Source organism: Streptomyces otsuchiensis, from assembly GCF_004305975.1.
Taxonomy (GTDB): Bacteria; Actinomycetota; Actinomycetes; order Streptomycetales; family Streptomycetaceae; genus Streptomyces; species Streptomyces otsuchiensis.
Map to the genome: position 1 here is coordinate 19534 of NZ_BHZI01000002.1, position 22018 is coordinate 41551.

General features: G+C 70.2%; 23 protein-coding genes. 10 read left to right on the forward strand and 13 right to left on the reverse strand.

The genetic code is table 11. The features are described from left to right. Positions 1–267 precede the first annotated feature (267 nt). Positions 268–999: a ScbR family autoregulator-binding transcription factor gene (locus E0D90_RS00440; RefSeq protein WP_265415927.1), complete on the forward strand. Its 732-nt coding sequence runs from the start codon at positions 268–270 to the stop codon at positions 997–999. Positions 1000–1357: 358 nt separating this feature from the next. Here E0D90_RS00440 and fabG read toward each other — a convergent pair whose 3' ends face one another. The 10 genes from fabG to E0D90_RS00490 form a co-directional block, all read right to left on the reverse strand. Beyond that, positions 1358–2062 carry a 3-oxoacyl-ACP reductase FabG gene (fabG, locus tag E0D90_RS00445; protein WP_130796182.1) on the reverse strand — a complete coding sequence of 235 codons (705 nt, stop codon included), beginning with the start codon at positions 2060–2062 and terminating at the stop codon, positions 1358–1360. Then, positions 2059–2547, reverse strand: coding sequence for a flavin reductase family protein (locus tag E0D90_RS00450; RefSeq protein ID WP_157996786.1), 489 nt, complete (start codon positions 2545–2547; stop codon positions 2059–2061). Before E0D90_RS00450 ends, fabG begins: the two co-directional genes overlap by 4 nt. A gap of 83 nt (positions 2548–2630) precedes the next feature. Next, positions 2631–3134: a PaaI family thioesterase gene (locus E0D90_RS00455; RefSeq protein WP_227869881.1), complete on the reverse strand. Its 504-nt coding sequence runs from the start codon at positions 3132–3134 to the stop codon at positions 2631–2633. 28 nt (positions 3135–3162) lie between these two features. Then, positions 3163–3963 carry a ketosynthase gene (locus E0D90_RS00460; RefSeq protein WP_130796184.1) on the reverse strand — a complete coding sequence of 267 codons (801 nt, stop codon included), beginning with the start codon at positions 3961–3963 and terminating at the stop codon, positions 3163–3165. Then, the gene (locus E0D90_RS00465; RefSeq protein ID WP_130796185.1) at positions 3960–5150 is read right to left on the reverse strand and encodes a beta-ketoacyl-[acyl-carrier-protein] synthase family protein; all 1191 of its coding nucleotides are present in this window, start codon (positions 5148–5150) and stop codon (positions 3960–3962) included. Before E0D90_RS00465 ends, E0D90_RS00460 begins: the two co-directional genes overlap by 4 nt. Further along, the gene (locus tag E0D90_RS00470; protein WP_130796186.1) at positions 5147–5746 is read right to left on the reverse strand and encodes an acyl carrier protein; all 600 of its coding nucleotides are present in this window, start codon (positions 5744–5746) and stop codon (positions 5147–5149) included. The genes E0D90_RS00465 and E0D90_RS00470 overlap by 4 nt, the downstream gene beginning before the upstream one ends. Beyond that, the gene (gene fabV / locus E0D90_RS00475) at positions 5743–6966 is read right to left on the reverse strand and encodes an enoyl-[acyl-carrier-protein] reductase FabV (RefSeq protein WP_130796187.1); all 1224 of its coding nucleotides are present in this window, start codon (positions 6964–6966) and stop codon (positions 5743–5745) included. The genes E0D90_RS00470 and fabV overlap by 4 nt, the downstream gene beginning before the upstream one ends. Continuing rightward, positions 6963–8405 carry a class I adenylate-forming enzyme family protein gene (locus E0D90_RS00480; RefSeq protein ID WP_130796188.1) on the reverse strand — a complete coding sequence of 481 codons (1443 nt, stop codon included), beginning with the start codon at positions 8403–8405 and terminating at the stop codon, positions 6963–6965. Before E0D90_RS00480 ends, fabV begins: the two co-directional genes overlap by 4 nt. 133 nt (positions 8406–8538) lie before the next feature. Next, positions 8539–9690: a 3-dehydroquinate synthase II family protein gene (locus tag E0D90_RS00485; RefSeq protein WP_130796189.1), complete on the reverse strand. Its 1152-nt coding sequence runs from the start codon at positions 9688–9690 to the stop codon at positions 8539–8541. After that, positions 9687–10520, reverse strand: coding sequence for a 2-amino-3,7-dideoxy-D-threo-hept-6-ulosonate synthase (locus E0D90_RS00490; RefSeq protein ID WP_130796190.1), 834 nt, complete (start codon positions 10518–10520; stop codon positions 9687–9689). The genes E0D90_RS00485 and E0D90_RS00490 overlap by 4 nt, the downstream gene beginning before the upstream one ends. 247 nt (positions 10521–10767) lie before the next feature. Here E0D90_RS00490 and E0D90_RS00495 point away from each other — a divergent pair, with 247 nt between their 5' ends. From E0D90_RS00495 to leuA, 6 genes are all read left to right on the forward strand, one after another. Further along, entirely contained in the window at positions 10768–11976 is a 1209-nt protein-coding gene (locus tag E0D90_RS00495; RefSeq protein WP_130796191.1) for an FAD-dependent oxidoreductase, read from the forward strand. Between the two features lie 23 nt (positions 11977–11999). Next, positions 12000–12851 (forward strand): arylamine N-acetyltransferase family protein, encoded by an 852-nt coding sequence (locus E0D90_RS00500; RefSeq protein WP_157996787.1) that lies wholly within the window; start codon positions 12000–12002, stop codon positions 12849–12851. Between the two features lie 68 nt (positions 12852–12919). Then, positions 12920–13948, forward strand: coding sequence for a 3-oxoacyl-ACP synthase III family protein (locus tag E0D90_RS00505; RefSeq protein WP_265415928.1), 1029 nt, complete (start codon positions 12920–12922; stop codon positions 13946–13948). After that, positions 13945–15003: a beta-ketoacyl-ACP synthase III gene (locus tag E0D90_RS00510; protein ID WP_130796194.1), complete on the forward strand. Its 1059-nt coding sequence runs from the start codon at positions 13945–13947 to the stop codon at positions 15001–15003. Before E0D90_RS00505 ends, E0D90_RS00510 begins: the two co-directional genes overlap by 4 nt. Positions 15004–15035: 32 nt before the next feature. Then, positions 15036–15287, forward strand: a complete 252-nt coding sequence (locus tag E0D90_RS00515) for an acyl carrier protein (RefSeq protein ID WP_130796195.1) — start codon at positions 15036–15038, stop codon at positions 15285–15287. Between the two features lie 109 nt (positions 15288–15396). Further along, positions 15397–17217, forward strand: a complete 1821-nt coding sequence (gene leuA, locus E0D90_RS00520) for a 2-isopropylmalate synthase (RefSeq protein ID WP_130796196.1) — start codon at positions 15397–15399, stop codon at positions 17215–17217. On the opposite strand, the gene E0D90_RS00525 is transcribed toward leuA, so the two are convergent. Next, positions 17139–17747, reverse strand: a complete 609-nt coding sequence (locus tag E0D90_RS00525; protein ID WP_130796197.1) for a TetR/AcrR family transcriptional regulator — start codon at positions 17745–17747, stop codon at positions 17139–17141. The genes leuA and E0D90_RS00525 overlap by 79 nt on opposite strands. Positions 17748–18033: 286 nt before the next feature. On the opposite strand from E0D90_RS00525, the gene E0D90_RS00530 reads away from it, so the two are divergent. The 3 genes from E0D90_RS00530 to E0D90_RS28460 all read left to right on the forward strand — a co-directional run bounded on the left by E0D90_RS00530 (position 18034) and on the right by E0D90_RS28460 (position 19761). Beyond that, on the forward strand, positions 18034–18492 hold the full coding sequence (locus E0D90_RS00530) for an FAS1-like dehydratase domain-containing protein (protein WP_157996788.1): 459 nt from the start codon (positions 18034–18036) through the stop codon (positions 18490–18492). Continuing rightward, complete coding sequence (locus E0D90_RS00535) at positions 18489–18926, forward strand: MaoC family dehydratase (protein ID WP_130796199.1); 438 nt, start codon at positions 18489–18491, stop codon at positions 18924–18926. Before E0D90_RS00530 ends, E0D90_RS00535 begins: the two co-directional genes overlap by 4 nt. Positions 18927–19329: 403 nt before the next feature. Next, on the forward strand, positions 19330–19761 hold the full coding sequence (locus tag E0D90_RS28460) for a 4'-phosphopantetheinyl transferase family protein (protein WP_227869884.1): 432 nt from the start codon (positions 19330–19332) through the stop codon (positions 19759–19761). Here the strand turns inward: E0D90_RS28460 and E0D90_RS00545 are convergent. Both E0D90_RS00545 and E0D90_RS00550 read right to left on the reverse strand, forming a co-directional pair. After that, on the reverse strand, positions 19756–20412 hold the full coding sequence (locus tag E0D90_RS00545) for a response regulator transcription factor (RefSeq protein WP_227869885.1): 657 nt from the start codon (positions 20410–20412) through the stop codon (positions 19756–19758). The genes E0D90_RS28460 and E0D90_RS00545 overlap by 6 nt on opposite strands. Before the next feature lie 280 nt (positions 20413–20692). Further along, positions 20693–21868 carry an MFS transporter gene (locus tag E0D90_RS00550; protein WP_170214903.1) on the reverse strand — a complete coding sequence of 392 codons (1176 nt, stop codon included), beginning with the start codon at positions 21866–21868 and terminating at the stop codon, positions 20693–20695. Between the last annotated feature and the right edge of the window lie 150 nt (positions 21869–22018).

A 22018-nucleotide genomic window follows, 5' to 3' on the forward strand; every position in this document is an offset into this window, starting at 1 on the left:
CAAGGTCTCGATCGAAGTAAAAAACCGCCCGGCCCGTTTGTCAATGAGAATTCGGCGTTCCACTTGTGTGAGAGCCAGGCCGTCGCATGACGCATCCCCCACCTCCCAGCACCTGACGCCAGTCGGGTACGACGCGCGCACCACGCGCCGTGATCCGAGGTGCGCCGCCACGCAGCCCGACCACTGAGCCGGAGAACACGTTCGCGACGGTTACAAACCGTGTGGTTGGCTTTCATGGTGACAGAGGGTTAAGCTGAGGCCTCCCCGGTGGCCGTCACAGCAGTTCCTGTCACCGGGCCGAAGGAGGTCCGCCCGTTGGCGAAGCAAGAACGAGCCCTACGCACCCGGCGCGCCGTGTTGAACGCGGCTGCGGAGATATTCGGTGTCCGTGGCTACCGGGCGACGACGATCGCCGATGTGATCGCCCACGCCGGAGTGACCAAGGGGGCCCTGTATTTCCACTTTCCCTCCAAACGCGCGCTAGCTGACGCGATCATGGAGGAACAGACCCGGTTCGGCGTAGTGAGGACCAGTGGCTCGCCGCTCCAGCAGTCCATCGACATGTCACTCCAGGTCGCCCATCAGCTGCGGCGTGACCCGCTTCTGCAGGCCGGCACACGGATCGCCATCGACACTCTTTTCGACGAGTCGCCCCTGAACCCGTTCGGACGCTGGGCCGGTGTCCTCTCAGACGGCCTGCGCCAAGCGCAGGAACAGGGCGAGATCCTCGCGCACGTGGATGTACAACGCACCTCCCAGTTGTTCGTGGGCGCGTACACCGGCATCAACATCTTCTCCCTCGCGGAGACGCGGCGGGCCGATCTCCCGGCCCGGGTCTCCTTCTTCTGGGAGCTGCTCCTGCCAGCGATCGCCCACCCGGGGGTGCTGCCTCGGACACGGAGCGAGGGCTCCACCGAGGTCAACGCGATCCTCGCGCAGTCCGCAGCACCGCCGGACGCCTCTCCTCCGGCTCGCCCCGCCCCGGCCGACGGCGCCTGAGCCCGCCGCTCTCTCGGGCGGCCGGCGCACATACCCCCGGCGGGGGGGTATGTGCGCGTTACAGGGGCAACCGGGCGCCTCCGCCGGTCAGCGACGACGGCACCGTCAGTCGATCCCCCGGACGATGTGGGACTCCGCCGGGTCGTCCATGCACCCGGCGAGCACCGGTACGGCCTCCGCGTTCCCCATCGCCACCTCCGTCCGAGGGCTCCGAACGGAAGTCCCCGGAAACGGTCCGGCGCAGTCCTGGTCTGCGCCGTGTCCGTGTTCGTACGTCACCTCGCGCTCCTCTCGTCGGCTACGGCAGTTGCTCATGCCCGCCGCACAGCGGTCCCACAGACCGGGCCGTCCGTCGCGCTCAGTGCCCCATTCCGAGCCCGCCGTCGACCGGGACCACAGCGCCGGTGACGTACCCGGCCTCCTCGGATGCAAGCCAGACCACTGCGGCTGCGATCTCCCCGGGAGCTGCGGTCCGCCGGAGGGGCACCTCGCGCAGGATCTCCTCACGCCTGCGCTCGGACAGTTCACCCGTCATGTCGGTCTCCACCAGCCCCGGCGCCACCACGTTGGCCGTCACACCGCACGGGGCGAGTTCACGCGCCAGCGAGCGGGCGAGCCCGACCAGCCCCGCCTTGCTCGCTGCGTAGCTGGTCTGTCCGGGTGAGCCCCGCAGACCGGCAACTGAAGAGACGAAGATCATGCGTCCCCGACGATTGACCAACATCGACTGGGCCGCCCGCCGCGCCGTGCGGAAGGCACCGGCCAGGTTGGTGTCCAGAACGCGGTGGAACTCCCCGTCGCGCGTCCGCAGCGCCAGCCTGTCGTCGGTGATGCCGGCGTTCGCCACGACGATCTCCACGGGCCCGTGGGCCTCCTCGGCCTCAGTGAACGCCCGGTCCACCTGAGCGGGATCGGTAACGTCGCAACGGATCGCCAGTAGCCCGTCGGGTACTCCAGATCCCCGGTGCGTCACCGCGACGGCGTCCCCGCGCGCCGCGAAAGCGCGGGCGACGGCCAGCCCGATTCCCCTGTTACCTCCGGTGACGAGAACGGAACGGCTCATGTAACAGCCTCCAGGTCCAGGCCCGCGTAGGCACCGCGATGGTAGACGAGCGGTCCGTGCTGTGCGGGGGCGGTGTGCACGGCCTCGACCCTGCCCAGCAGGATCACGTGGTCTCCTCCCGGGTACCGCAACTCGGTCCGGCAGTCGATCGCCAGGACTGCGTCGTCGACCAGCACGTTTCCGGTGAGGCCCACCGCAGCGCCGAGTTCGCGCTGTGCCCGCGTACCGGCCGGGCGCCGACGAGAGGCGAAGGCCCGTGCCAGCGGCTCCTGCTCACGCGACATCACGTTGACGGTGAAGGAGCCGTGCCGTTCGATCGCGCGCTGGGTCCGCCCCTCGGCGCCGATGCTGATCATGACGAGCAACGGGTCGAGGGAGATCGACGTAACGGAACTCGCGGTCACCGCCTCCGTCTGTTCCCCGCTGTTGACGGTCACCACCGTGACGCCGGTGGGCAGCAGGCCCATCGCGGCGCGGAACGTCATCGTGTCAGGTGCTTCGCTGGTGTGCCTCCCGTCACCTACCCCGGTGGGGGTGGTGGGGGGCTCTGCCGCAGCAATCGATGTTCTCATCGGACACCCTCCTCGCCGGTGGTCCGATGCCGTCCACCGCCGTGCTTCTGCACCAGACAGCTGACCCGGGCCGAGGAGGTCAGTCGCCCCTTGTCATCCGTGATCGACACCGCGTAGGTCGCCACTCTGTCCCCTTGACTGAGCGGCACGCACACGCCCGTGACCGTGCCGCTCCGCGCCGGACGGTGGTGGGTGCAGGACACCTCCACTCCGGCCACTGCTCCCCGGGGAGCCACGTGAAGACCGGCGGCCATGGAGCCCAGCGTCTCGGCTAGCACCGCGTTGGCTCCCCCGTGCAGCCAGCCGAACGGCTGTTGGTTACCCTCCACGGGCATGGTCCCGACCAGCCGCCCCTCCTCGTGCGAGACGACCGTGATCCCCATCTTGGTGATCAGCTGCCGGGCGAGCAGCTCAGGCGGGATCGAAAGGATGGTCTCGGGCAGCCGAACGCCCGGCTCGGCCGCGGTGGGCGGCGTGGCGAGTGTTCCGTTGTTCTCCACGTGAGTCTCCCGTAGGTGTTCGGATCGTTCAGCGGCCGGAACGGTGGAGGCGCAGCCCGGGCCCGCCCGGGGTGATCACACCGACGGCGGTCGGCGCGCCGTCCAGCACACGTCGTGCAGCCGCGGCAAGAGCACCGACGCCGTGCAACGGGTCGTCCTCGGCCGCTGCTTCGGCAGAGTGGTACTCCTGTGCCATCAGGTCGATCGAGACGTCGGCCGTCCCAGGACTGCTTCCGTAACGGCCGAGCAGCAGGGCGACCGCCGCATCACCGCCAGCCTCCGGACCGGGACTGCTCCCGCGTGCGGCGAGAGCCGCGCGGGTGCGGGGGCTGGCGGCGAGTTCTACCCCGATCAGGAGAAGCCGATGCACCCCCTCCTCCGCGAGCAACAGCCCCACCGTCTCGAAAGCTGCTGCGGCGGAGCGGCTGTCCTCCACCGACAGACACGTGACCGGGCCGCGGATGCGGTGGTCACGGGTGACGACCCCCAGGACGGAGGTCGGCACCGACTGGTAGAAGAGCAGCGGGTTGTTGGCCTGCCCCGCCGCGAGGCGGCGGCTGGCGAGGTCGGTGGTGGTGACGTCCCCGAAGCCGGTGACCAGCACGACGGCCGTGTGGTCCCCCGACACCCCGAGCCCGTCGGGGGCAGCCCCTGCAAGGCACCGGTCGGAGACCGTCTTCACCAGCGGATTGAAGCGGGACTCTATGAAGCCCGGCAGCCCGGGCAGCGCTCCCTCGGCCGGCCACGCCACGGAGGCCGTTCCCAGGAGACGTGCGGGAAGGCCGGCCGGTTCGCGTGACAGTGCGGCTCGAATCGGATCGGTGGTCATGGGCGCTCCAGGACGATCGCTGCGTTGAGCCCGCCGAACGCGGCGTTCACGCTCAGGACCCGGCGTACCGCAGCGCTGCGTGGTTCGTTGGGGACCCAATCGAGATCGCAGACCGGGTCGGGCGAGCCGTAGCCGGCCGTCGGCGGCAGGATGCCGTGGAGCAGGGCGTACACCCCGATCACCGCCTCGACCGCGCCGGAGCCCTCCAGCATGTGCCCGGTCGTGCTCTTGGTCGAGCTGACCGGGATGTGGCGGGCCGCGGGCCCGAGAGCCCGGTGGAGTGCCGAGGTCTCGGCCGGGTCGTTGATCTTGGTCCCGGTGCCGTGGGCGTTGACGTAGTCGACCCCCTCCGGTGCCGCCCCCGCGTCGCGGAGCGCCGCCGAGATCGCCCGGGCCATGCCGGTGCCCTCGGGATGCGGGTGGCAGACGTGGTGAGCGTCCGCGGCCATGCCCCAGCCGCTGAGCCGAGCAAGCGGCTGCGCACCGCGCGCTCGCGCCCCGGAGCCGGACTCCAGCACCAGGACAGCGGCACCGTCGCCCAGCAGCAGCCCCTGACGCTCGGCCGAGAACGGCCGGACCCTGCCGTCCGCCGCGAACGCGCGGCCGGAGTCGAACTTGGCGAAGAACTCCGGCTCGACCAGATAGGCCCCACCGCACAGCACGATGCCGGCCCGGCCCGCACGGATCAGCCGTGCACCGTGCACGAGGGCGTTGGTAGACGCGACACACGCGTTGACGAAGGCCAGCCGCCGCCCCGATACGCCGAGGTCGTCGGCTACCAGCCCGGTCAGAGCGGCCGGAAGGCTCTCCGCAATCCCCGGGACGGCGGCCGAGCCGCCGCCGGACCAGAAGGCGGTGACGCCGGTGTGGTCACCCTGGGTACCGAGCAGCACATCCGCGTGACGCGGCTCCTCCAGACCCGCCATGCCGAGCGCGGCGCGGGCACAGGCCACGAGCGCCGCACGCTGGTCGGGCGGACCTGGATTCTCCCGTGTGCCGGGCGCGGAGGGAAGCTCACGGGCCGTGGCCGCGGTCCGCGATCGGAACCGGCCGGTCGCGAAACGGTCGACCGGCCGGAAGGCCGCGTTCCCCGCGAACACGCCGTCCCGCAGCGCGGCGTCACCGGCGCCGTGGCCCGTGAGCAGGCCGTAGCCCGTGACGAGGACGTCGTCGGGGGCGGTGCTCATCGCCCGGCTACCTCCGTCACCGCGTCACCGGTGCGGTTGCCCGCTGCGCTCAGAGCGCACAACGACCGGTGGAGGCCGCCCACCGTGGTGACCCCCTCGACCTCCGCTGGGGCGATCTCCATGTCGATGCCGTGCTGCTCCTTGAGCTGGTAGCAGAACCACACCAGGGTGAGCGAGTCGAGCACGACCTCCTCGTCGTCCGCGACCTGGTCGGGAGCGACATCGGGGAGGATCTGGCTGAGCACCAGTAGGCGCTTGACCTCGGCGAGGGTCAGCCCGGCCAGGTCGGCACGGCCTGCGGACGCTTTCACGGCGAGGGCGTCGGTGTCCGCCGACGACAGCCGACTGCGGATGTCGGCCGCCAGCTCGCCCACGGTCGCCGTCGCCAGCCCGTCCACCGCCTCATCGGGGAGCTGTACCCCGTACTGCCGCTCCAGGTGGACAGTGAGTTCCACCAGTGCGAGCGACTCCAGTTCGAGCCCGCCGGCTCCAAGGGGAGTCGAGGGCGAGGTGTCACTGGGCACGGGCATGTTGAGCATGTCGCGGACGATGCCGAGCACATAGTCCGAGACGGGGTCGTTCTCTGCGGTCCTCACGTCGGTCTCCTTGGGTTCGAGGGAATGATCAGGGCGTCGAGGATGGGGCGCACCGGATCGGTGTCGGCCGCGTAGTCCACCCCGTCGACTCCGAAGCCGTGCAGCTGGCGGGCGAGGACCGCGTAGCGGTCCAGGTCGCCGAGGCGTGCGAGGTCTGCCGTGTCGCCGACCGCCTCCCAGCGCCGACGCACCTCGGCCTGGATGCCGGGGCGCATCTCGATGTCGTCCAGACGGATCCGGTCCCGTTGGTCGGTGACGACACCTCCGTTGCCGGAGTAGAGGGCTGCGAGCAGGCGGCTCGCCTGGCCGTCCGTGTCCTCCGGGACTCCTGCCTCACGGGTGACCCGCGAGAGCAGGAGCGTGTACAGCAACTGCACCGGCATCACCTGGCTCGCCGGTGTGATCAGCGCCCGCATGACCGCGGCGTGGGCACGGCCGCCGTGCGGAGCCAGCAGACGCGCCAGGTCGGTCGCGGTGCGCTCCAGATCCTGTTTGGCGCGTCCGAGGGTGCCGTCGCGGTAGGTCGGGGCGAGCCACCGGTTACCGACGTAGCTGAAGGCGACCGTCGTGGCACCGGGCATGAGCGCCCCGTGCTCCTGCAGCACCTCGATCCAGCGACGCCAGTCGGCTCCGCCCATCACCCGCACGGTCTGCTCGACCTCCTCCGGAGTCGCGGCCGGGGTGGTGTGAGTCCGGATTCCCGCCGTCCGGGGGTCGAACGCCTTCTCCGTGAAGGGCGCTCCGATGGTCTTGATGACCGACCGGTCGACCCGGCCCGTGCCGTTTTCCTCCCGGCGCGGCGCGGCCAGGCTGTGCACGACGAGGTCCACGCCGCCCAGTTCCTCGGAGATCAGGCGCGCAGCGTGCTCCTTGACCGTGTCGCTGAAGGCGTCACCGACGACCGTGCGGCCGAACAGCTTCGCGGTGCGGAGCTCATGCTCGGTAGCGGAGGCGTTGTACCAGCCGGCGGTGCCCGTGCGGTGGGGCACACCCGGACGTTCCGCGCAGATGCCGACTGTCGCGGCCCCGTAGCCGAAGGCGGCGGTGAGCCTGGTGGCCAGGCCGAGCCCCGACGAGGCCCCTATGACGAGCGCGGCACGGGGTCCGCGGGCGGGCCGCGCGGCCTGGAGCGACCGCACCGTTGTGCGCACCACCCGCGCTCGCCCGACCGGGTGGGCGGTGACCCAGAGGGCGCCACGGCGGACGGGCTCGATGATCATCCCTTCTCACCCGTCAGAGCGCGGCTGGCGCGGGTCGCGCCGAGCGGCCGTCCCGCTGCATGACCGGCGCGCAGCAGCTCCGCGGTTCGCAGCAGCTTTCCGTTGTCGGTGCGCGGCAGCGATGGAACGATGTGGACGCGGCGGGGGATCTTGAAGTTGCTCAGCCGCTCCCGCGCGAAGGCGAGCAGCTCCGTCACCGACAGCCCGTCGGGAGCACCCACGTGCGCCTCAATGCCGTCGCCCTGGACGACGACCACCTCCCGGACAGCCGGGTGGGTGGCGAGGGCGTGCTCGACCTCCAGCAGGTCGACCTTCAGCCCGCCGACGGCGACGAGGGAGTCGGAGCGACCGGTGATCCGCAGAGCGCCGTCCGCGGCGTCGAACTCGGCGAGGTCACGCGAGTTGAGCCAGCCGTCGTGGTATCGGTCGGTCCCCTGCTCCTGAAGGTAAGGCGAGCGGTCGAGTCCGATCCGCAGTTCGCCCCCGTCCACCCGGGTCCGGACCCCGGGGACGACCCTGCCGACCGCGGGGGGACCGAGCTCGCCTGCGAGGTCGGTCGCGATGATCCCGGTCTCGGTCGTGCCGTAGGCCTGCCCCACCCTGATCCCGTAGCGCTCCAGGAACCGCTGGTGGACTTGGGGTGGAAGTCCTTCGCCACCGCTGACGGCGAGCCGTAGGCGCGGGAGGGGCGGCGGGATGACCACCCGGCTGAGCAGGTCGAAGTGAAAGGGAACGCCGAAGAGGACGTCGATGTTCTCCTCCACGAGCGTCCGCAGCAGGGCGTCGGGCTGGAGCCGGGAGGTGAAGACGACGGTGGCCCCGGTGTTCAGCGCGTGCAGGACTCCCCCGATGAGCCCGAAGGAGTGGATGGTCGAGTTGAGCAGCAGCACACGCTCACCCGGGCGGGGCATCCCTTCGAGCCGGGAGAACGCCTGCAGCTCGGCCCGCAGCGACCTCGAGGTACGGCCGATCACCTTGGGCCGGCCCGTGGAGCCGGAGCTGAACTGCACGAGGCAGTGGTCCGAGCGGGCGTTCCTGCCTCTGCGTCGCCACTCCACGTACACCTCGCACTCGTCCCGGAACTGCGCTGTGGCGGCGTCGTCGGTCACGTGCACGTAGTGGCGGGGCTCGCAGAGGTCCAGGATCCGCTGCACCTCACTCGTCTTGAGGCGGTGGTCCAGGAGCTGGACCTGCGCCCCGAGGGACCACAGGGCCATCAGGGACCAGATCCCGGTGAGGCTGGGCGGCAGCCGTAGCGCGACCGAGCTACCGTGCCCAATCCCCTGGGCGGCGAACATCCCGGCGCTCCGTTCCACGCGCTCGCGCAGTTCGGCCCAGGTGACGGTGGCTTCCGCGCGCGCCCAGACGGCGTCGCCCGGCTGCCCGGCCAGCAGGTGGTCTCCCCACCAGGGGGCCTCCGAATGCTGGGGAGTGGTCACTGGAGTTCCTCCAACGTTGGGTTGTCCCTCTCACGGGTCGGCTGAGCCGCCCGCGTCCGGCCGGTCAGGCCGGACGCGGGTGGCTGTGCCCGGGTTCCACCGGGGTGTGCGGAACCGAGGCGGTCCGTGGGCGTCACTTCTCGACGCAGTACTCCTTGACCGGCCAGCCGACGTGACGCTTCTCGGTCGACACGTGGCCGAGCAGCTGGTCGCCGGCCTTGAGCTCGGTGACGTTGAGCACGGTCGCGCCGGGCCCGAGAACGCGCACGTGCCAGTCGTCCTGCACGGTGAGGCTGACCTCGGTTCCGTCCTCGGCCACCGCCCTGATCGTCAGCATCGGCCGCGACTCGAGCTTGATCCGGCCCACCACGACGCGGCGGGTCCGGCCGTCGGCGCCCACCGCCAGGATCGGCGATCCTGCCTTGAGCTCACTGAGGTAGTTGGTCCGGTTGTCCAGACCCACCGTGTAGGAGTGCAGCGCACCGGCGTTCACGCGGAATGGGCGCGTGGGCATGTAGGGCAGTGGATGGGTCTCGCTGACGCACAGGACGAAGCCGTGCGCGTAGGAGCCGACCAGGATCCCCTCGTCCTTCGCGAAGTGGCTGGCCGTGTCCACGCAGACGCGGTCACCGAGGCCGTTGTGCTCGATCGACTCGACCGTGAGCGTCGTCAGCTCCAGCTTCGGCGTCTGCGTGCGCAGCAACTCGGCGAAGGCGAAAACCTCGTTGGCGTCCTGGGGTGCGAAGAGCACCCCTTCAGAGCCCTTCTCCAGCACGTCGAGGATGATTCCCGCCTCCTCGAGGTCCCCGGCCCAGCAGACCAGCTGACCGGGTGTCTTGTCGGCCGCCGCGATGACGATCTCCAGTGGGATCTTGGTGGGGTCGCGGAACTGGACCACGGTGTGGGAGAGCTCGATGGCCGAGGCGCAGGCCAGCTTGAGCGTGGGGTCGTCGACCACTTCGACAAAGGAGGCCGGTTCGTGCCCGGTTCCGGCACTGGTCAACCGCAGGCGGTCCAGGTCGTCCGAGGACTCCAGCCGGGTCAGCCACAGGTCGTGTGCGCCCTTCTCCGTCTGCGCCGTGGACTCGGGTGTGGAACCGGCTGGTGCGGCAGGCGGTCCCCCGGCCGGAGGCAGCACCACGCGCCTGACTGTGGGCGGCAGCGTGGCCAGCTGGGCCTCGTCCTCCGCGACGACTCCCTCCAGCTTCACGTGCAACGCGGCCTCGATGACCGCGTCCCGCTGCCCGCTGGGAACTCCTCGCAGATCAATCCATCCGAACTTCACCGGGAACCTGCCAATACTCGTGATGACGAAAGGGACGACAATTCCGATTGCTCCTGACCGCTGTCAGGGGTGGGGGGATGCACCAGCGTGGCCAGCTCCCGCACGACGTCTCGAGGGCTGGGATGTCCGAAGACCCGCCGCCCGACCGCGAGTCCGCTGCAGCCGGCGGCGAGCGCCGAGCGGGTGTACGTCGCGAGGTCTCCCTCTCCTGAGGGACCGCCTGCCACCAGGACAGGGATCGGGCTGCTGGACACCACGTCGGCCATGGCATCGAACGGTGCGGACCAGGTCGTCTTGACCAGGTCGGCGCCGAGGTCAGCCGCGATGTTGACCACGTGGGCCAGCAACGCCGGGTCGTGCGGATCACGCACACGGGGGCCGCGTGGGTAGACCATCGCCAGCAGCGGAAGGCCCCAGCGGTCGCAGGCGCCGGCCACTGCCCCGAAGTCCGCCAGTTGGGCGGCCTCGGTGTCCGAACCGACGTTGACGTGGACGCTCACCGCGTCGGCGCCCAGAAGCAGGGCGTCCTCCACCGAGGCGACGAGCACCTTGGCGTCGACATCCTGGGCGTGTGCGGTGCTCCCGCTCAGGTGAACGACGAGAGCGGTTCCCCGCAGGGTGCGGGGGTCCAGACCGCGCGCCCGGCCCTTGTGGAGGACCACGGCGTCGGCTCCGCCTTCGGACACCTGCTGGACCACCTCGTGGAAGCGGCCCTCGCAGGCGATCGGTCCGTCGGCCAGTGAATGGTCGAGCGGAACGAAAAGGAAACGGCCGTCCGGTGGACCGAGCCTACTGATTCTGAGGCTCTTTCCTGGAGACCAGCGTGACATCACCAACCTCATCTCCTCGACGTTGGCCTCTACGATCCCGGCGGTTCGGCTTATCGCCAACGCCCTTTCCCCCTGCTCGAACTCACCTGCTCTTCCCGCGCACCGCCAGGCGGCACCCGGGGGCGCCGTTCGGTCAGGTCGGTCGGGTCTGGGGCGCTTACCGGGCGCGCCGGAGAATGCTGGGAGTCGAGGCGGGCGATTCGCACACGGCGACCTCGCACGAGTCACCAGCTCTCAGGAGGAACAGATGCCTGACGGACCATCCGACCCCGCGGTGTGCGTGGTGGGCGCGGGCCCCGCCGGGCTGCTTCTCGCGCTGCTCCTCGGCCGCCTGGGGCACCGGACCACCGTCCTGGAGCGCGCTGATCGCATCGATCTCGTCCACCGGGCCGGCGCGCCAGTCCTCCAGCCCGTCTCACTCGGCATCCTCCGGGAACTGGGCCTGCTGGAGGAGGTGCGGCGCGGCGCGGGCGAGATCCGCAGGGGCGAGGTGCGGGTGAGCGGGCGTCACGTGGCGGGGTACGACTACGCCGAGCTGCCGGAAGCGCCGGTCCCGTTCGCCCTCACTGTTCCGGTAGGCGCACTCCGTGCCGCTCTGCTGAAGGCACTGGAACCCGTTCCGCAGGTGGACGTCATGCTGAGTACGTCGGTTGAGGCGCTGGACGGGAACGCGGGTGGACGGCGTGCGATCCGAGTGCGCGGGCCGCAAGGCTCCTCGACTCTGGAGCCGGGGTACGTGGTCGGTTGCGACGGAGCCCTATCCACGGTCCGCGAGCTGGCCGGCATCCCCACCGAGGTGTTCGCCTACGACAAGGGGCATCTGGACCTGGTGGTCCCCGCCCCGTCCGGCTGGGCCTCCCGAATCACCATGCACTTCCGGGACGACGAATATCTGCTGTCCATGCCGTATCCCGGCGACCGCGTGATCGTGGTGTGGATCACCGCCGAGCACCGGGTGAGGACCGCACTGGACGCGAGGCTCGCGCAGTTCGCGGCGGAGGTGACACGCTCGGCGCCCGAACTCGCCCCGCTCTTCCCGGCTGCCGTTGCTCGGTCGGCGTGGAGCGATGTCCCGCACCGCAACGTGGGCCACCACATGGTGCGCCCCGATCGCTGGACGGACGGCAACGTAGTGCTGCTCGGCGACAGTGCCCACGCCATGCACGCCCTCGGTGGCCAAGGATTGAACACCTCGCTTCAGGACGCGGTGCTGATCTCCGACGGTATCCACCGGGCGCTGAACGGTGGATCGACAGCGGTGCTGCGGGAGCACCTCGCCCACCGGGTGCCCTTCATTGAAGGGCTGCAGAGCGGTCAGCGTGACACTCTCGCCGCGCTGCGGTCGCCGCGGGCCGACGCCGGGGCGATGCCCCTCCCCGACCTTCTGTCACTGGCACTCGGCCAGCCCGAGTTCCGGGGACTGTGGTCGGGGCAGCGGGCGGGGTCCCCGCGATGACGTCGCGGATCCCGGCTGTCTCCGTGGCGAAGGACAAGGGATGGCAAGTCCCAACCGATGCGTACCTGCGGCGGCTGGAGTACGACGGTGTGGTGGAGCCTGGTGCCGACTGTCTGCGTGCCCTCAGCGAGGCACATCTGCGGGCGGTGCCGTACGAGATGCTCGACGCCCTGGACGGCAGGGCACCCTCGCTGGACCTCCCGGCCGTCTTCGCCAAGCTGGTCGACCGGCGCGGCGGCGGCACGTGCCTGGAGTCCACCCCTCTCTTCGGCCACTTCCTGCGGCAGTGCGGGTTCTCGTTGAAGCTGGTCGCCGCCCAGGCGTGGCGGGTCGCCGGCACGTGGGCACCGCGCTGGGACCACCTTCTCCTCGTCGTGGAGGCGGAAGGCGCCGAGTGGCTGGTGGATGTCAGTTTCCTGATGCTGACCGTCCTGCGGCCGCTGCGGATCGACTCAAGACCGCAGGAGCACGCCGGGTGGACGTACCGGGTGGCCCGGGTCGACGGTCACCGCGTCGTCCTGCGCCGAACGCCAGACGGTGACTGGGCGCCGGTGTACCGGTTCGCGGACCGGTCGCTGCGGTTGGACGACTACACCTGGATTGTCGGCCACCACATGGCCGACGACGACTCCCCGCTCACCGGGAGCCTGCTCTGTTCGCGCGGAGTCGAAGGCGGAAAGCTCATCCTCATGCGGGACAACTTCGTACGGGCGGAACACGGCCGGGAATACGTGGAGTTCCTGTCGAACACCACGGAGGCCGAAAAGGCGCTGGGCGAAATCCTGCGGGGACACGAACACCTCACGGAAACGGCGCTGCGGTCCTGGGAGCGGACCCGAAGGAGTCGTCGTCGCGTGTTGCCGGGAATCGGTTGAACCGCTCAGGAGAACGGACGGACAGTGTGATGAGAAACGACTCGGAGAAACCCGAGACGCTTCACGGGGTGGGAATTCGCACCGTGGGTGCCTATCTTCCCGAGAGAGAGGTCAAGAACACCGACCTGGAGGATGTCCTGCTCACGCGGGACGACTGGATCAGGGAGAACATCGGAGTTGAGGTGCGTCGCATGGCCGCCGAGGACGAGTGGACCTCCGATCTGGGGGCGCACGCCCTGCGGGACGCCTGCGCCCGGGCAGGGATAGACCCCGCCGAGGTTGACCTTGTCGTCTGCGGCACCTATACCCCTGACAACATGGCACCTCCGACCGCGATGCTGATCATCGAAAAGGCCGGTGCCACCGGCGCGACCGGTTTCGACGTCAACAGCGGTGCCTGTCCCGGAGGTGTCTTCGCCTTGGACGTGGGCGCGCGATACATCGCCTCCGGAGCGTACCGGCGGGTCGCTGTGGTGATGGCCGACGTCAGCACGAGGACACTGGACTGGAAGGATGTCGGCCCCGCGGTCATCTTCGGGGATGGGGCGGCGTGCTACTTGCTGGAGAGGTGCGCGCCCGGTACCGGCATCGGCACGACACTGCTGCGCAGCGACCCATCCGGGTATCGCACGGTGTGGGTTCCGCGGCAGAAGCGGAAACGCCGCGACGGCACCCCGCGCACCAGTGGCTTCGGCGACAACTTCGCGCAGCTCGACGGGGCGGCCGTCCGCTCCTTCGCGGTGGGGCGGGTACCGGACTTCGTGCGGGAGTTGCTGGCCGCAGCCGGCCACAGCACCTCGGACATCGATCTCTTCGCGCTTCACCAGGCCAACCTGCACATCGTGCACGGGATCCTGGAGGAACTGGGCGTGCCACGCGATCGCACGGTGACCAACGTCGAGCGGTACGGGAACACCTCGGGCGCCAGCGTACCGCTGGTTCTCAGGGAGGCGCTGGATCTCGGTCGGCTCTCCCCGGGCGACCTGGTGGTGCTCGCAGCGTTCGGTTCGGGGCTGAGCATGGGGGCAACCGTAGTGCGCTGGTGCGGGCCCGAGGACTTCGCCGCCACGGCCGGTACGGCAGGAGGAGTTCGGTGAGCGCCGTTGGCCGGCGAGCACCGCTCGCGGGGGCCCCGACCGCCTTGCTGGGTGTCGGCAGCTACGTCCCGTCGCGACGGATCACCAACGAGATGATCTGCGAGAGACTCGACAGCTCGGACGAGTGGATCCGGAACCGCTCGGGCATCCGCACCCGATACTGGGCGGCCGAGGAGGAGACCGTCGAGGTGATGGCGGTCGGCGCGGCGGGGCAGGCGTTGCGGCACGCGGCCCTCTCCCCTGAGCGGATCGACTGCGTGATCGTCTCTACCGTCTCGCACCTCCGGCAGTTCCCCTCACTGGCGGTCGCCGTGGCCGACCGGCTCGGTACGCGGGCCCCCGCCGCATTCGACCTGACTGCCGGATGTGCGGGGTTCTCCTACGGCCTCGCGATGGCGTCGGACCTCGTCACGGCTGGCAGCGCCGAGCACGTCCTTGTCATCGGCGTGGAGCGGCTGTCCGAGCAGCTCGATGTCGAGGACCGCGGCACGGCCTTCCTCTTCGGCGACGGTGCCGGCGCCGTGGTGGTGGGCCGCGCGGACGAGCCGGGCATCGGCCCCGTGGTGTGGGGTTCGGACGGCTCCCAGCGGCACACCATTCGGCAGACCGCGGCCTGGTCCTCGCTCCGCGAGGACCGCACTGCCCCGTGGCCGGTCATCGCCATGGAGGGGCGCGAAGTGTTCCGCTGGGCCGCCTACGAGATGGTCTCCGTCGCGGCACGCGCCTTGGAGCGTGCGGGCGTAGAGCCGGAGGCACTGGCTGCCTTCGTCCCGCACCAGGCCAACCTTCGGATCACGGAAGAGCTGGTCAAGGGTCTCGCGCTCCCCGAGCACGTGCCCGTGGCCCGCACCATCACCGACTACGGCAACTCCTCCGCCGCGTCCATCCCCCTGGCGCTCCATCAGATCCTGAGTGCCGGAGAGGCCGAACCGGGCGGCCCGGCGCTGCTACTCGCGTTCGGCACCGGCCTGGTGTACGCGGGGCAGGTCGTCACTCTCCCCACCGCGCCGCCGGAACCGCCGCGACCGGCTGCCGCACCCACCGCACAACCATGACCCACCCGTCACATCAACCAAGGAGCAGCCCCATGAGCAGGGACGCCATTCTCGACACACTGCGCGAGATCCTCGACGAGGTCGCCGAGGTACCGGCCGACCGGGTCACTCTCGACGCCGGTTTCACCGACGATCTGGAGCTCGACTCGCTTGCCATCGTGTCGGTCTTCGTCCTGGTCCAGCGAAGGTTCGGTGTCGATGTCCCCAACGAGGACGCCGACACCCTGACTACCGTGCGGGCCGCCGTCGACTACCTGGAGCAGCGGGACGCGGCCGCCGTCTGACCCGACGTGCGACCGCGGGCCGGCACGCACATGTCGTGCGGGCCGGCCCACCCCCGGGCGCGCCCCACCGAATCCACCGGCCCAACCACCCACTGGGAGGAGCAAGCTCATGCACCACCCGCCCTCGCTCGGCCGTGCCACGCCTGTCACCGCGAGCACCCTGCGCCAGCGCCCGTCGGGAATGCCCGTCCACCGGTACCGGGGCCACGACCGGGTCCCCCTGCCCGACCGCACCTGGCCGGACCGGCGCGTCGTCGCCGCGCCGCGCTGGCTGTCCACCGATCTACGCGACGGCAACCAGGCACTGGCGAGCCCGATGTCTGCCGAACGGAAGCGCAGGATGTTCGACCTGCTGGTGCGGATGGGCTACAAGGAGATCGAGGTGGGCTTCCCCTCCTCCGGGCGCACCGACTACGACTTCGTCCGGTCGCTCATCGAGGAGGACGTGGTGCCGGACGACGTCACCATCACCGTGCTCACACAGGCGCGTGACGAACTCATCGAGCGCACCGTGCGGTCGATCGTCGGCGCACGCCGTGCCACCGTCCATCTCTACAACGCCACCAGCCCGCTGTTCCGGGAAGTCGTCTTCCGCCTCGGCCGGGAGGAGGTCCGCGGGATCGCTACGGCCGGCACCCGGTCGGTACTGCATCACGCCGAGCGTCTGTTGGACGGGCGCACCGCCTTCGGCTACCAGTACAGTCCCGAGGTCTTCACCGACACGGAACTCGACTTCGCGCTGGAGGTCTGCGAGTCGGTGATGGACGTCTGGCAGCCCGAGGCCGGCCGCGAGATCATCCTCAACCTGCCGGCCACCGTCGAGCGCTCCACTCCCTCGACCCACGCCGACCGCTTCGAATGGATGTCCCGCCACCTCTCCCGGCGTGAGTTCGTCTGTCTGTCCGCGCACCCCCACAACGACCGCGGCACCGCCGTCGCAGCGGCCGAGCTGGCGGTGATGGCGGGCGCCGACCGCGTCGAGGGCTGCCTGTTCGGCCAGGGCGAGCGCACCGGCAACGTGGACCTGGTCACCCTGGGCATGAACCTCTTCTCCCAAGGCGTGGACCCGCAGATCGACTTCTCGCAGATCGACGAGATCCGCCGGACGTACGAGTACTGCAACCAGATGGACGTGCACCCCCGCCACCCCTACGCGGGGGATCTCGTGTACACCTCCTTCTCCGGCTCGCACCAGGACGCCATCAAGAAGGGCTTCGAGGCCATGGAGGCCACCGCCGCCGCCCAGGGCCGGCCGGTCGGGGAGCTTTCGTGGTCGATGCCCTACCTCCCGGTCGACCCCAAGGACGTCGGCCGCACCTACGAGGCGGTGATTCGCGTGAACTCCCAGTCGGGTAAGGGTGGCGTCGCCTACGTCCTGAAGACGGAGCACGGCCTGGACCTGCCGCGCCGCACCCAGGTCGAGTTCTCCCGAGTCGTGCAGGACCGCACAGACTGCCACGGCGATGATGTGCCGCCGACAGAGCTACTGGCCCTCTTCGAGCGGGAGTACCTGCCCGACCCTGCGGCACCGTGGGGCCGGATCACACTGCGCTCCGCGCAACTGGAGAGCGGCGGGGAGCGCGACCGTCTGTCCGTCGAGGCAGAGATCGGCAGTGAGACGGTACGGCTCACGGGCATCGGCGACGGCCCCGCGGATGCCTTGTCCGTCGCACTCCGGGACGCCGGCATCGACCTCTCGGTCCTGGACCGGGTGGAGCACCCGCTCGGCGCGGATCGCCGGGTCTGCTATGTATGGTGCACTGTGGAGGCTGGGCAGTTCGGAGGGGTTGGCATCGGTTCCGACCCTGTGCGCGCCACGGTGGATGCGTTGGTGTCGGCCGTCAACCGCGCCTACCGCGTGCCTTCGGACGCCACCGAGGCCGGAGAGGACGGCCCACGCAGCAGCCTCCACACTTCGCTGGCGGCCTGAGGCGCGGACGGCCGGTTCGTCATCGAGACCCACTCCGTGAAGACCCCGACGAAAGCCCCGGCGAGGTAGTGGCCGCGCAGTCGCGCCGCAGCGGGTCCGGTCCCGGCGTCATCCGCGCCGACGAGCTGGGCCTCCACTTCCTGTGCCAGCAGCTCACGCAGCCGGTTCACGAACCGCGCGGACCCGCCGGGGCCCAGCATGCGCTGGTAGAGCGTCGCATTGGCATCGACGTGGCGGAAGAGGTCCACCACCTCGTCCGGAGTTCTCTCCGCCGGACGGGTGAGCGGACACTGCGCCGCGGCGCGCGCGAGCCGGCCCACCTCCTCTTCCATGGCGTCCAGCAGCAGAGCGTCACGGTCACGGTAGTGCTGGTAGACGGTCGCGCGGTTGACGGTGGCGCGCTCGGCGATGTCGGCGATGGTCATGGACTCGATGTCACGCTCTCCCGCCATCTCCAGGGCGGCGGACCGCAGTAGGGCGCGCGTTCGCAGCACGCGGGGATCGACACGGCCGGCGGTCTTCTTCTCCATGCGGACCAGGATAGGCACTTCTCTGACACCTGACTAGTAAACGACGAGCGTGGTTTATATGTCGGGTAGCGCCGTTCCCGACGGTACCCGCGCACCCGGACCACGGGACGGTTCGGCCGAGCCCCGGAGCCGGCAGATCCGCCGCCCGGGTCCGGCCAGACCGCATCCGCACCGGCCCCGGGGGCCGCGGCGCCAGGCGGGAACAGTGACGATCAGCCGTGCGATGGCGCGCCCGCAGGTCCTGCGCGGCACACCAGGACCGGCCGGCCCGAGAGAAAGGACCATCATGACCATCGCCGGGCGACTACACACCGCTGTGCGGCCCTACCGTGTACGGCCGACCAGGGCGACGATCCGCCGCTTCGCGGCGTCGATCGGCGCCACCGACCCGAGCTGCTTCGATGTGTCCGCGGCGCGCGCCGCCGGCCACCCCGACCTCCTTGCTCCGCCCACCTACCTGTTCGGCCTGGACATGGAGCAAGGACGGGTCTTCGACATGCTGGAGAGTGCAGGGGCGGACCCTCGCGACTGCCTGCACGTTGAGCAGGAGTTCATCTACGGCGCCCCGGTCCACGCCGGCCGCGCACTCGTGTTCACGCCCACCTTCGACACCGAGGGCCACCACCGACGGGGCATGGAGTTCCTCACGCGGCGCACGGTGGTGCACCGGGACGACGGTACCGAGGTCGCCGCGTTGCGCCAGGTGATCGCTGTCCCGAGCCCGGCGGACGGGACTGCAGCGTGAACAGCCGCGGCCGGAACCGGCCGGAACCGGGAGCCGAGCTTCCAGGGCTCCCCGCACGGCTCGCCACCGCTGAGCTCGTAGCCGAATTCGCGGAGGCATCGGGCGACCGCAATCCTCTGCATGTGAACCCCGCCGCCGCCCGGGCCGCCGGACACCCGGACGTCCTCGTCCACGGCATGCTCACCCTCGGCTGGCTGGCCGAGCTGGTGTCCTCATGGGAAGCGGTGAGAAGTATCCGTCAGCTCCGGGCCAGTTTCGTGGCACCCGTACCGGCCGGTACACGGCTGAGTGTCTTCGGCACCGTCACCGAGCTGTGGGAAACCGACGACGGAACGCACGCATCTCTGCGGCTGACGGCGCACCGCGCAGACGGCACCGTCACCGCGCGCGGGAAGGCAATCGTCACTCTCGGGGAGGTGGGCAGTGCGTCGTGACGGCCCCGCGACCCACGGCCCGCCGATCACGACCGGCACGTGCGGGATCGGCCCGTCCCACTCCTGTTCGGCCTCGTCGGGGTCGCCACGGTCCGCCGCGCCGCACCGCCCGCTCCCCCGCGCCGCGGCACGACTGTGGGTCTGGGGCGGGCACGCGACCGGGGAGACCACCCCGGAAGACGTCTCGATGCTCTCGGCGGCGGAGCGAGCACGCTTCGACTCATTCCGGGACCCGGCCAGGGCCTCCTGGTACGCCGGCGCCCACGCGGGCCTTCGACGGGGCCTCGCGTCACTGCTGGGTGTAAGGCCCGCCGATCTGGAGTTCGGCCGTGCCCCGTGCCCCGGCTGCGGGGACACAGACCACGGCAAGCCCGTGATCACCGAGCCGCTGACGGCACTGGGGATGAGCCTCTCGCGTTCGGGTCCGGCGTGGCTCGCCGCGGCCGCAGAGGGAGTCTCCGTGGGCGTGGACATCGAGCGGCGGCGGGCGCACTATCCGGCGGGGCTACTGACGGCAGTGCTCAGCGGACCGGAGCGGGCTCACGTCGCTGCAGCGCCGGCCGGGGACAGGGCGAGGGAGTTCGCCCGGTGCTGGGCGCGCAAGGAGGCCGTCGTCAAGGCGAGTGGCGTCGGAGTGGCGACGGACCTGCGCCGCGTCGACACGCGCCCGGGGCACGCCGCGCCCCACGTACAGCACGCCGGGTCGCCCTGCGGGACGGATAGCTGGGTGGTGCGGGACCTGCCGGCCGCGACGGGCCACGTCGCCGCGGTCGCCCTCCCCTCCACCGCCGGGAGCCGGGCTTCGGAGAGGCGGCCTCGCCCGGGCGCCTCATGAGGCGAGGATGCCTTCCTCCATCGCCCGCACCACGGCCATAGTGCGATTGGGGCAGTTGAGTTTGGCCAGCACGTTGCTGACCAGCCGCTTGACCCCGTGCTCCGATATGACCAGCTGCCGGGCCACCTGCTTGTTACTCAGCCCCTGAACCAGCAGGTGGAGCACCTGGAGCTCACGCGGCGTGAGCGCCGCCCCGCGGCCCTCCGGGAAGGACCTGCGGGCCCTGCCCGCACGTCCCAGGAGTGCCCGGGCGAGAGTGGCAGAGACGAAGAGTTTGTCCCCCAGTATGTCGGTGACGGCTGCGCTGAGGATGTGGGCGTTGAGGTCCTGGCGGTCGACGTAGCCGTGACCGCCCAGCCGCGCCGAGCGGGCGACATCCTCGTCGTCAGCGCCGTCCACCAGCACCAGCAGTCGCACGCCGCGCGCGGCCAGTCCGGATAGCACCCCATCGGGCCACCGCTCCTCCGCCTCGTCCGCCGCCAGGACCACCAGCTGCCGTGACGAGCCCTCGAGCCGGCTGACGGCATCCTCTCCGGCGGCGAAGGAACTGACCGCGGTGTCCTTTGCGTTCGAGCGGATCATGGCTTCGATGCCGTACCGCTGCACCGCATCCCCCAGCACGACGCTGATCTCCGACTTCGGTCCGCACATCGTGTCCACAGCAACCTTCCCCCTCGTCCGAGCATGGCCGGGTGAGTGCCTCTCACCGTGATACCGGGCGAGCATAAAACCATCCGTACGGTTTTGACAGGGGCCATTTCGCGCTGGACCAATCAATAACAGCCATCCCTAGGGGGAGGTTTCACATATTCATCGCCAATTGGGCGACATGCATCGAGGACAACAGACCAATTGGCCGGTTTCTCTCACTCGACTGCCTCCGGCCCCGCACACCGCAGGGTGCGCGTGACCGGAGGCAAGTGACAGAGCGTCAGGCCACCGCAGTGGTCTCCCGTTCGGCCGGGACACCGGTAGCGGCGTCCCGTGAGTCACGCCGCGCGGTGACGACGAGCACGACCATCAGGGCCGTCTCGACGACCGCGAGCATGGGCAGCGCCGCCGGGCCGTACAGCGAGAGCATCAGCCCACCCAGCACTCCTCCCAGTGATGTGCCCAGGTACATGGCACTGGCATTGAGCGCCATCACCTCGTTGCCGGACGGACCCGCCCGGCCAAGCAGCCATACCACCAGCGGCGGGTTGAGCAGACCGATCGCGAACGCCATGAACATCACAAGCACGACAAGCGCTGCGAACGGAGTCGAGCCCCACAGGACCATCCCGGAGAGCACGACCATGACGGCGACCAGCATGCCCGCCCCGATCGCGACGGTCCGCAGCGCACCCAGCTTGTCGCTGGCAGCGCCTCCGACCTGAGTGGCCACCACACCCGCGAGGCCAGCAGCCACGAACAACATCGCCACACCCGCGGTATCCACCCCCCCGGCCGCGGCGCTGATCGGCGCGATGTAGGTCATCATCATCATGCTGCCGGCGGACAGCAGCATCATGGCGCTCAGGCCACGCAGTACTGGCCCCTTGGTCGCCGGGGCAAGCCGCTCGCGCAGCCCCGACGCAGGCGGCAGCGCCAGCACCGGAAGCAGGGTGAGCATCGTGACGAGCACGAGGACACCGAGTCCGACGCACATCCAGAAGGCGGCCTGCCACCCCCACATCCCCCCGAACCAGGTTCCCAGCGGGACACCGAGCAGTTGCGCCAGCATGATGCCCGCACTCAGGGCACCCAGCGCGCGTCCGCGCCGCCCTTCCGGCGGAAGGGTACCTGCCGCGTTGAAACACATGGGCGTCACCGCCGCGGCCGCCATCGCACTGATCACCCGGGAGACGAGCAGCACCTCGTAGTCCGAGGTACTCGCAGCCACGACGTTTCCGGCGATGAACATCGCCATGCCGGCGACAGCCAGCGCCCGGCGGGGGACACGCGCCGTGAGCACGGCGGCGACCGGAGCCGAGATCGCGTAGACGATCGAGTAGACGGTCACCAGCTGGCCGATCGCCGCCTCACCTCTGCCGAGATCCTCGGCCATGTCGCGCAACAGGCCCGCGACCACGAAGTCGGCCGTGCCGAAGGTGAAGATCGCGAGCACCAGTGGTACAAGCCACCGCCCCATGGGGTCCTACCTCTCCAGGCGTCAGAGCTGCACGACGGAGTGGCCGGCAGTCACCGGTCACAATAAACCAACACTCGCCGTCTATGCAACGCGCGTTGGTTACATGGCCGCCCACTGTGACGTGCC